At 70.4% G+C, this 9,329-nt stretch carries 5 protein-coding genes, 1 tRNA gene and 1 pseudogene; 5 read left to right on the top strand and 2 right to left on the bottom strand.

Translation table 11 applies throughout. The features are described 5' to 3' along the window. Nucleotides 1-464: FAD/NAD(P)-binding protein (locus Y706_RS0121020; RefSeq protein ID WP_162159088.1), on the bottom strand; the 464-nt coding region annotated here is incomplete at its 3' end. An 84-nt stretch (nucleotides 465-548) separates the two neighbouring features. Here Y706_RS0121020 and Y706_RS0121015 point away from each other — a divergent pair. The 4 genes from Y706_RS0121015 (at nucleotide 549) to Y706_RS26940 (ending at nucleotide 6,447) form a co-directional block, all read left to right on the top strand. Then, nucleotides 549-2,843 (top strand): prolyl oligopeptidase family serine peptidase, encoded by a 2,295-nt coding sequence (locus tag Y706_RS0121015; RefSeq protein WP_028278125.1) that lies wholly within the window; start codon nucleotides 549-551, stop codon nucleotides 2,841-2,843. 148 nt (nucleotides 2,844-2,991) lie between these two features. After that, nucleotides 2,992-3,079: transfer RNA gene (locus Y706_RS0121010), tRNA-Ser, on the top strand. A 172-nt stretch (nucleotides 3,080-3,251) separates the two neighbouring features. Beyond that, the gene (locus Y706_RS0121005) at nucleotides 3,252-4,904 is read left to right on the top strand and encodes a phytoene desaturase family protein (RefSeq protein WP_028278124.1); all 1,653 of its coding nucleotides are present in this window, start codon (nucleotides 3,252-3,254) and stop codon (nucleotides 4,902-4,904) included. A 73-nt stretch (nucleotides 4,905-4,977) separates the two neighbouring features. Next, nucleotides 4,978-6,447: an MFS transporter gene (locus Y706_RS26940; RefSeq protein ID WP_043436847.1), complete on the top strand. Its 1,470-nt coding sequence runs from the start codon at nucleotides 4,978-4,980 to the stop codon at nucleotides 6,445-6,447. On the opposite strand, the gene Y706_RS0120995 is transcribed toward Y706_RS26940, so the two are convergent. Further along, entirely contained in the window at nucleotides 6,392-8,572 is a 2,181-nt protein-coding gene (locus tag Y706_RS0120995; protein ID WP_028278123.1) for a RecQ family ATP-dependent DNA helicase, read from the bottom strand. The two genes, Y706_RS26940 and Y706_RS0120995, sit on opposite strands and share 56 nt — an antisense overlap. A 124-nt stretch (nucleotides 8,573-8,696) precedes the next feature. Between Y706_RS0120995 and manB the strand changes: the two are divergent. Further along, a pseudogene (gene manB, locus Y706_RS26935) lies at nucleotides 8,697-9,329 on the top strand (phosphomannomutase/phosphoglucomutase); the annotation flags it as partial.

Below are 9,329 nucleotides of genomic sequence, written 5' to 3'. Positions count from 1 at the left end.
GTCGCCGTCGCCGCGTGGAAGTCCACGCTGACGCCGGCCGGCAGCACGGTGAGCAGTTCCTCGAGGGTGGACCGCAGGTAACGGCCGTAGAGGGCCCGGCTGGGGAAGTCCGCCTGGCCGAGCCGTGAGAGCTCGGCACGTTCGTCGTCAGTGAGCGAAGGGTGCGGGTGGGCCTGCTGGAGTTCGCGCCACCGGTCGAATGTGCGCCCGGCCAGGGGCGGCACGAGTTCCGGGTCTTCGGGGACCACGGTGGGATAGAAGGACTGCGTGTTCATCAAGTACAGCCGCGACTGTCCGGGCTGCCAAACGTGCCCCGGGCCCGCCGGATAAGGGTCCACCACGTCGATGTGCAGGGTGCCCGCGGAGCCGGCGAAGGCCCAGTTGGCGAGGAGCCTTTCCAGCACGCTCGTGCCCCGGGGACCGGCGCCTATCACTGCCGTCCGGATGCTTCGAGATATGCCCACGGCATCCAGCGTATCGGCAACCCGGCCGCCGGCTTGACCTCCTTGTGACTTGCCACTGCCGCACCGATGTTCTTGGATGGGAAAATGACCACCACAGAAGCTGACCACCCGTCCGCGTCCGGCGAGGCCACCGGCGCCCTCCCGGCTGGAGGGACTTCCCCCGAACCCGTCGACGAGAACATCTGGCTGGAGGACATCTACGGCCAGGAGCAGCTGGCGTGGGTCCGTGAACAGAACGCCCGCACCGAGGAGCTCCTCGAGGACGCCGACTACGCCGATCTGGAAGGCCGGATCCTGGAGGTCCTCGACTCCACCGACCGGATCCCGATGGTGGGCAAGCACGGCGAGTGGTACTACAACTTCTGGAAGGACCGGGACAATCCCAGGGGCCTGTGGCGGCGCACCAGCTGGGACAGCTACCGGGCCGGGACCCCCGAGTGGGATGTCCTGCTGGATGTCGACGCCCTCGCCGCCGCCGAGGGCCAGGATTGGGTCTTCCACGGCGCCAACTTCCTCCGCCCGGCCCCGGGTGAACCCCACCGGCGGGCCCTGCTGGCGTTCTCCCCCGACGGCGGGGACGCCAACCGCCACCGGGAGTTCGACGTCGAGGCCCGCGGCTTCGTGGACCCGGCCGACGGCGGCTTCGACCTCCCGACCGGCAAGGGCAATGCCTCTTGGCTGGACGGGGACACCCTGCTGGTCGCCACCACCGCCAACGATTTGCCGCGGACCACCTCGTCCTATGCCCGCACCGGGGTTAAGCTGCGCCGCGGCGAGTCCCTGGCCCAGGCCGAGCAGCTGTTCGACATTCCCGAGGACCACATGATGGCGATCGTGGCCCACGACTCCACACCGGGCTTCGAACGCACGTTTGCCGTCGACTGGATCAGCTTTTTCGAGAAGAACACCTCGGTGCTGCGCGATGGTGCGTGGGTGCAGATCGACGTGCCGGCGGACGTGAACCTGAGCTCGCACCGTGAATGGCTGCTGTTCCGCCCGCAGCGTGACTGGACCGTCAACGGCACCACCCACCCGGCGGGCTCCCTGCTCGCGGCCGGCTTCGAGGACTTCCTCGCCGGCTCCCGGGACCTCGCCGTGCTCTTCACGCCCGATCCGCACACCTCCCTGCAGTCCTGGAGCTGGACGCGGGACTTCCTGCTGCTGAACCTGCTCCGGGACGTGTCCTCGGAGATCCACGTCCTGGATCCGCGGCGCCCCGGCACGGACGCCGCCTGGGCGGCCACCGTGCTGGACGCCTGCCCGCCCCTGCACGACGTCAATGCCTTCGCGGTGGATGACGAGGACGACGCCGAAGGCTCGGACGACGACGGTACCGGCGGCGCCGCCTCGGTCACCGAAGGCGAGGCGCCGGGCGCAGGGAACGACTTCTGGCTGGTGGCCACCGGCTTCACGACGCCGACCACCCTGACCCGCGGGACACTCGCCCGCGACAGTGACTGCGGGGCTGCCGAAGGCGTGACCAGCACGCACGAGGTGATAAGGACCTCGCCGTCGTTCTTCGACGAGGCCGGCTACGAGGTCCAGCAGCACTTCGCGGCCTCCAGCGACGGCACGAAGGTTCCGTACTTCCAGGTGGCCGCCAAGGACCTGGTGCTGGACGGCCAGAACCCGACCCAGCTTTCCGGCTACGGCGGCTTCGAGATTTCGCGGACGCCGGCGTACAGCGGCGCGATCGGCCGGGCGTGGCTGGAGCGGCGCACGGCGGAGTCCAGCGGCGTAGAGGGCGAGGGCACACACCGCCGCGGCGGCGTCTACGTGGTGGCGAACATCCGCGGCGGCGGCGAGTACGGGCCCGACTGGCACCGCGCCGCGCTGCAGGGCAACCGCCACCGGGCGTACGAGGACTTCGCCGCCGTCGCGAAGGACCTGATCTCCCGCGGCGTCACGTCCCGTCAGCGGCTCGGCTGCGTGGGCGGCTCCAACGGCGGACTGCTGGTGGGCAACATGCTCACCCAGTACCCGGAGCTTTTTGGCGCCGTGTCCTGCGGGGTCCCGCTCCTGGACATGCGCCGGTACACCAAACTGTCCGCGGGCTATTCCTGGATCGGCGAATACGGCGACCCCGACGTGCCCGAGCAGTGGGAGTTCCTGAAGACGTTTTCGCCGTACCACCTGCTCAAGGACGGCGTGGACTACCCGGAGGCGTTTATTTGGACGGCGACTTCGGATGACCGGGTGGGGCCGGTCCAGGCCCGGAAGATGGCGGCCCGCATGCAGGCCATGGGCATCCCCAATGTCTGGTTCCACGAGGCCCTCGAGGGCGGCCACGCGGGAGCTTCGGACAACCGGCAGGCAGCGGCCCTGCAAAGCCGCAGCCAGCATTTCCTGTGGCGGGCCCTCGCCGGCACCGAGGCGTAAGGCCCGCACCCAAGCAACGCGGAGTCACTTAGTGCCCATCCGGAGGGCCCCGCATGGGCCGGATCTGACCCCGCGTTGCTCTGGAGCGGGCCGTTTTGCACTGCGTGGCACCTTCTGCGTATCCTTGGTTGGCTAGTTATTAGCAATTGGAGACGTGCCAGAGCGGCCGAATGGGCTTCACTGCTAATGAAGTGTGGGGCACAACTCCACCGGGGGTTCAAATCCCCCCGTCTCCGCGTTTGGCCCCGGTCCTCGGACCGGGGCCTTTTGCGTTCCCGGGCAGATCAGGGCGGATCGACGTCGTTCATTCGCGCTGGTCTGCCCCCAGCAGTCACGTCCCCCGCCCCGGCCCGTCCGGTGGCCGGACGCCTCACGCCCGCCGGCGGATCCGGATGGCAGGATAGGCCCATGTCGAGCAACACGGAATTTGACGCCATCATCGTCGGCGGCGGCCACAACGGACTGGCCGCGGCCACGTACCTGGCCAAGGCCGGGCGGGACGTCCTGGTCCTGGAAAAGCTGGAACACGCCGGCGGCGCCGCGGTATCCGCTCACGCGTTCGACGGCGTCGACGCCCGCCTCTCGCGCTATTCGTACCTCGTCAGCCTCCTGCCCCGGCAGATCATCGACGACCTCGGCCTGCGCATCACGCTGGCACGACGGCGCTATTCCTCCTACACCCCGGACCCCGCAGACGGCAGCCGGGCCCTGCTGGTGGACAACGGGGACGAGGCCGCCACGGCCGCGTCGTTCGCCGCCGTCGGCGCTCTCGATGGCGAGTTCGGCGCCTTCACCGCGTTCTACGCCGCGTGCCGGCAGCTCACGGAGGCGCTCTGGCCCACAATGACCGCGCCGCTGCTGGCGCGGTCCGACGCCCGGGCCCTCGCCGCCAGGGCCGGGGCCGACGCGGCGTGGGAGGCCATGATCGAACATCCCATCGGGCAGGCGATCCGCCGGGAGCTGGGCAGCGACCTGGTCCGCGGTGTGGTCCTGACGGATGCGCTGATCGGTACCTTCGCCCGGGCTGAAGATGAGGACCTGCAGCAAAACATCTGCTTCCTCTACCACCTGATCGGCGGCGGGACGGGGGACTGGGACGTGCCGGTCGGCGGCATGGGCGCGGTCTCCGGCGAACTGGAGCGAGCCGCGCGCGACGCCGGCGCGACCATCCTCACCTCCGCGGACGTCACCGCCGTCCGGCCCGGCGGCGGCGTGGACTACCGCCACGGCGGGCAGGGCCACTCGGCAACTGCCCGGTGGCTGCTGTCCAATGTGGCGCCGGCCGTCCTGGACCGACTGCGCGGCCTGCCTGCCGCCGCCGCCGGCGCCCCTGCCGGCGCCCTTGGCATTTCACCGGTCGCCGCCACCAACCCGAACCACCGCCGTGAGGGCGCGCAGGTCAAGGTCAACCTGCTGCTCAAACGCCTCCCCCGGCTGCTGGACGGTTCCGTGAGCCCCGAGGCCGCGTTCGGCGGGACGTTCCACATCAACGAGACCTGGTCCCAGCTCGACGCCGCCTACAGCACCGCCGCGGCCGGATCCGTGCCCTCGCCGCTGCCGTGCGAAATCTACTGCCACTCGCTGACCGACCCGAGCATCCTGTCCCCGGAACTGCAGGCCGTCGGCGCCCAGACGCTGACCGTCTTTGGCCTGCACGTCCCGGACCGGCTGGTCACGGCGGAGAACAATGAGGACCGCCGCGCCGAACTGCAGGCGGCCGTCCTGGCCTCCCTGAACTCCGTCCTGGCCGAGCCCGTCGAGGATCTGCTCCTGACCGGTCCGGACGGGCGGCCCTGCATCGAAACCAAGACCACCCTGGACATTGAACGCGCCGTCGGGATGCCCCGCGGCAATATCTTCCACGGCGGCCTCGACTGGCCGTTCGTGGAGGACGGCGAACCGCTGGACACCCCGGCGCGCCGCTGGGGCGTGTCCACGGACGATCCGCAGATCCTGCTCTGCGGCTCCGGTGCCCGCCGCGGCGGCGCCGTCAGTGCGATCGGCGGACACAACGCCGCCATGGCCGTGCTGGAATCGGAACCACCCCTGCGCCATGGGTGAACCAGTGCAATGGGTGAATCAGTGCAATGGATGAGCCGGCGCTATGGGTGAACCGGACCGTGGGGACACGCGCATGAACGCCTCCCCGCGCGGCGCGGACCCGGCCGGGGGCAGTTGGAGCCCGCGGCTGGCCCTGCTGGTGGCCGCGACGTTCTTCATGGAATTCCTCGACGGGACCGTCCTGACCACCGCCATACCCAGTATCGCCGCCGATTTCGCGGTGCCTGCCGCCGACGTGAACATCACCATGACCGCCTACCTGATGACGGTGGCGATGGGCATCCCGCTCAGCGGCTGGCTCGCGGAGCGGCTCGGTGCCCGCCGGGTGTTCTGCCTCGCCATCGCCATTTTCACGGCCGCGTCACTGCTCTGCGCGCTCAGCCAGGACCTGACCATGCTCACGCTGAGCCGTGTCCTGCAGGGTGCCGGCGGCGCCATGATGGTCCCGGTGGGCACGCTGGTGGTGCTCCGCGGCACCCCGAAGAAGGATCTGCTGCGCGCGACGGCCTTCCTCGTGTGGCCCGGGCTGCTGGCCCCGGTCCTCGCCCCGCTGGTGGGCGGAGCGCTGACGACCTACCTGTCCTGGCACTGGATCTTCCTGGTCAACCTCCCCCTGGGCCTGGCGGCCTTCCTGGCCGCGCTGCGCCTGGTACCCCCAGTCCGCGGCGACAGCACGCGGCGCCTGGACTGGCTCGGACTGGTCCTGACCACGCTCGGGGTGGGATCCCTGCTGGTCGGCCTGGAATTGATGGGCGGCCGGGACGCCGGACTGCTGGCGGCCGCGGCGATCGCTGCGGGCCTGCTGTTCCTGGCCGCCGCCGCGGCCTGGATGCGTCGGACCAGCACGCCGCTGTTCAATCTGTCCGTCTTCGGCACGCGGACGTTCCGCGCGACGGCGACGGGAGGCTTCGTGTACCGCCTGACCATCAGCGCGGTGCCGTTCCTGCTGCCGCTGATGTTCCAGGTCGGTTTCGGCTGGGACCCGCTGCGCGCCGGGGCGATGGTGTCGGCCGTGTTCGTGGGGAACATCGGGATCAAGCCCGCCACGACGCCCCTGATCCGGCGTTTCGGGTTCAAGCCCGTACTGGTGTTCGCGTCTCTGGCCTCCGCAGCCACTTTCGCGCTGTGCGCGCTGCTCGACGCCGGCACGCCGGAACCGCTGATTGTCGCGGTGCTCGTGGCCAGCGGGGCGTTCCGCTCGATCGGATTCTCGGCGTACGCGTCCGTGCAGTACGCCGACGTCGTCCCGGCCCAGCTGCCGTCCGCCAACGCCGTCTCCGCGACGCTCGTGCAGCTCGCCACCGCGGCCGGGATCGCGGTCGGGGCACTCCTGCTGCGGGTCTTCGAGGCAGGCAGCCGCGCGGGATCCCCCGGGGTCGCCGGTGATCCGGCGGCGCCGTACCGGGCGGCGTTCCTGGCCATCGCTGTCCTGATGCTCCTGAGCACCCTGGACAGCCTGCTCCTCCCCCGCCACGCCGGTGCTGAGGTCAGCCGGCCTGGCCCAGCACCAGCGGCAGAACGGCGCCGGCGCCCGCGAGCCTGAGGGCCCGCCCGGAGACGGTCAGGGTCCAGCGGCTGTCCACGAGGTCGTCCACCAGCATGACGCTCTGGCCACGGATTCCGGCCAGGGCCTCCTCCAGCTCCGGTCCCACCACCAGGCGGTCCCAGACGCCGGCGAGCCGGTAGGCGCTGTTCCCGCCGCGGCCGCCGGTGGGTCCGCCGTGGTTGAGCTGCAACTGGCCCAGATACGGGATGCGGCCAATCTCCGAGATCCCGCGGGCCAGGGAATCCACCAGCAACGGCTTCCCTCGGGAGGGCAGGCTGATGATCGCGGCAGGCCGGCCGGCCCCGCTCCAGCCAGCGGTCCGGGCATCTCCGGTGCCCCACTCCCGGAGCACCTGGACGCAGGCCTGCAGCATGCCCGGGTCCACGGGCCGGTCGGGCGCACCGGCGGCGAAGGCCTCCCGCAGGGCCCCGCCCCAGCCAAGGTCCGTCAGGCGCGCCAGCACCCGGCCGTCCGCGAGGGCCTCATCCGGCTTGATCTTGCCCTTGACCGGCACGCCCAGGCGGTCCATGCCGCTGGGCCACTGCAGCCGCGGTTCCAGGGCGACGCCGGCCCGGCGCAGGGTCTGCCCGGCGGTCTCCGTGGCGTCCTCGGCGATGTCGGCGCGGAACCAGCGGCCCGCGCAGTTGTCGCAGCGGCCGCAGGCGCGGGCCGTTTCGTCGTCCAGCACCGAGGTGATGTATTCCATCCGGCAGCCGGCCGTGTCCTGGTAGATGACCATCGAGTCCTGTTCATCCACCCGGGCCTCGGCGATCCGGCCGTACCGCTCGGCGTCGTAGTTCCACGGCTGTCCCGTGGAACGCCAGCCGCCGCCGACGCGTTCGACGGCGCCGTCCACGGCCAAGACTTTCAGCAGCAGCTCCAGCGGGGTGCGGCGCAGGTCCACCCGGGCCTCGAGCGCCACCGTGGACACCGCCGTGCCTGCCTCGGCGAGGGCCGTCAGGACCGCGGCAGCCTTCTCCTCGGACGGCATGGACGCCGTGGCGAAGTACTGCCAGATGTCGCGGTCCTCGGATCCCGGCAGCAGCAGGACGTCGGCGTTCGCCGCACCACGGCCGGCACGGCCCACCTGCTGGTAGTACGCCACCGGCGACGACGGCGCGCCCAGGTGCACAACGAAGCCGAGGTCCGGCTTGTCGAAACCCATGCCGAGGGCGGAGGTGGCCACGAGCGCCTTGACCTGGTTGTCCTTCAGGAGCTGCTCGGCGCGTTCCCGGTCCGCGGGGTCCGTGCGGCCGGTGTAGGCGAGGACCTCGTGCCCCGCCTCGGCCAGCAGGCGGGCGGTGTCCTCGGCGGCCGAGACCGTGAGCGTGTAGATGATGCCGCTGCCCTGCAGATCCTGCAGGTGGGTCAGCAGCCAGCCGAGGCGTTCGCGGGAATCGGGCAGGGTCAGGACACCGAGCCGGAGCGAATCCCGGCCCAGGGCGCCACGGATGGTGAGCACGTCCTTGCCGAGCTGTTCCTCGATGTCATGCACCACCCGGGAGTTGGCCGTGGCGGTGGTGGCGAGCACCGGGACCGTGTCCGGGAGCTGCGTGATGAGGTCCGCGATGCGCCGGTAGTCGGGGCGGAAGTCGTGGCCCCAGTCCGAGATGCAGTGGGCCTCGTCAATCACCAGCAGCCCGGTCCGGCGGACGAGCTCGGGCAGCTGGTTTTCCCGGAAGGACGGGTTAGTGAGTCGTTCCGGCGAGACCAGCAGGACGTCCACTTCATCGGCGGCGAGCTGCTCGCGAACGGTGTCCCAGTCCAGCTGGTTTGCGGAGTTGATCGCCACCGCCCGCACCCCGGCCCGCGCCGCGGCCGCGACCTGGTCCCGCATGAGGGCCAGGAGCGGGGACACGATCAGGGTGGGCCCGGCGCCGCGGCGGCGCAACAGCAGGGAGGCGACAAAGTACACGGCCGACTTCCCCCAGCCGGTGCGCTGCACCACCAGGGCCCGCCTGCCGCCGTCGACCAGGGCCTCAATGGCCTCGAACTGGCCGTCATGGAACTCGGCTTCAGGATGGCCCACGAGCTCCCGCAGTACGTTCTGGGCCTGTTCCCGGGTCGAGGATGTGGTGCCGGCTAGGGCCGTGCTGGAAAGGGCGTTCTGGTTACTGGCCATTGCTTCAGTATCCCAGCCCCCTCCGACAGCCACGAAGCCGTTACCCGCTATGTGCACAAACCAGGCGTGTAGACAACGGTGCGGACAGGCCGGCGCGTCAGGGCCGCAACGTAAGATAAGACGCGTGACTACGGACAAGACAAAGACTTTTGACCTCTCGACCTCGTTCAAGGCCTACGATGTGCGCGGAATCGTGGGGCAATCCATCACCGCGGAGATCGTCGAAGCTGTCGGTGCCGCCTTCGTCGACGTCCTGGAACTCACAGGGCAGACCGTGCTGGTGGGCGGGGACATGCGCCCCTCCTCCCCCGAGTTCGCCAAAGCCTTCGCGAACGGCGCAGCCACCCGCGGCGCCAACGTCCAGCTGCTGGACCTGATCTCCACCGACGAGCTCTACTACGCGTGCGGGGCCCTCAACGCCGCCGGCGCCACGTTCACCGCGAGCCACAACCCGGCCGAATACAACGGCATCAAGATGGCCAAGGCCGGCGCCGTGCCGATCTCCTCCGAAACCGGGCTCATGGAAATCCAGGCCCGCGCCGAGGAATACCTCAACGCCGGCACCATCCCCGCGGCCGGCAGCACTGGCCTGATTGGCGTGCAGGACGTCCTCAAGGGCTACGCGGAGTACCTGCGGTCCCTGGTGGACCTGCGCGGTTCCCGGCCGCTGAAGGTTGTGGTGGATGCCGGCAACGGCATGGCTGGCCTGACCACCCCCTTGAACTGCACGGAGATCATGCCGCCGAACTTCTTCATC

The organism is Arthrobacter sp. I3 (genome assembly GCF_000520575.1).
Lineage (GTDB): Bacteria > Actinomycetota > Actinomycetes > Actinomycetales > Micrococcaceae > Arthrobacter > Arthrobacter humicola_A.
This window is presented reverse-complemented; position numbering and strand designations above follow the sequence as displayed.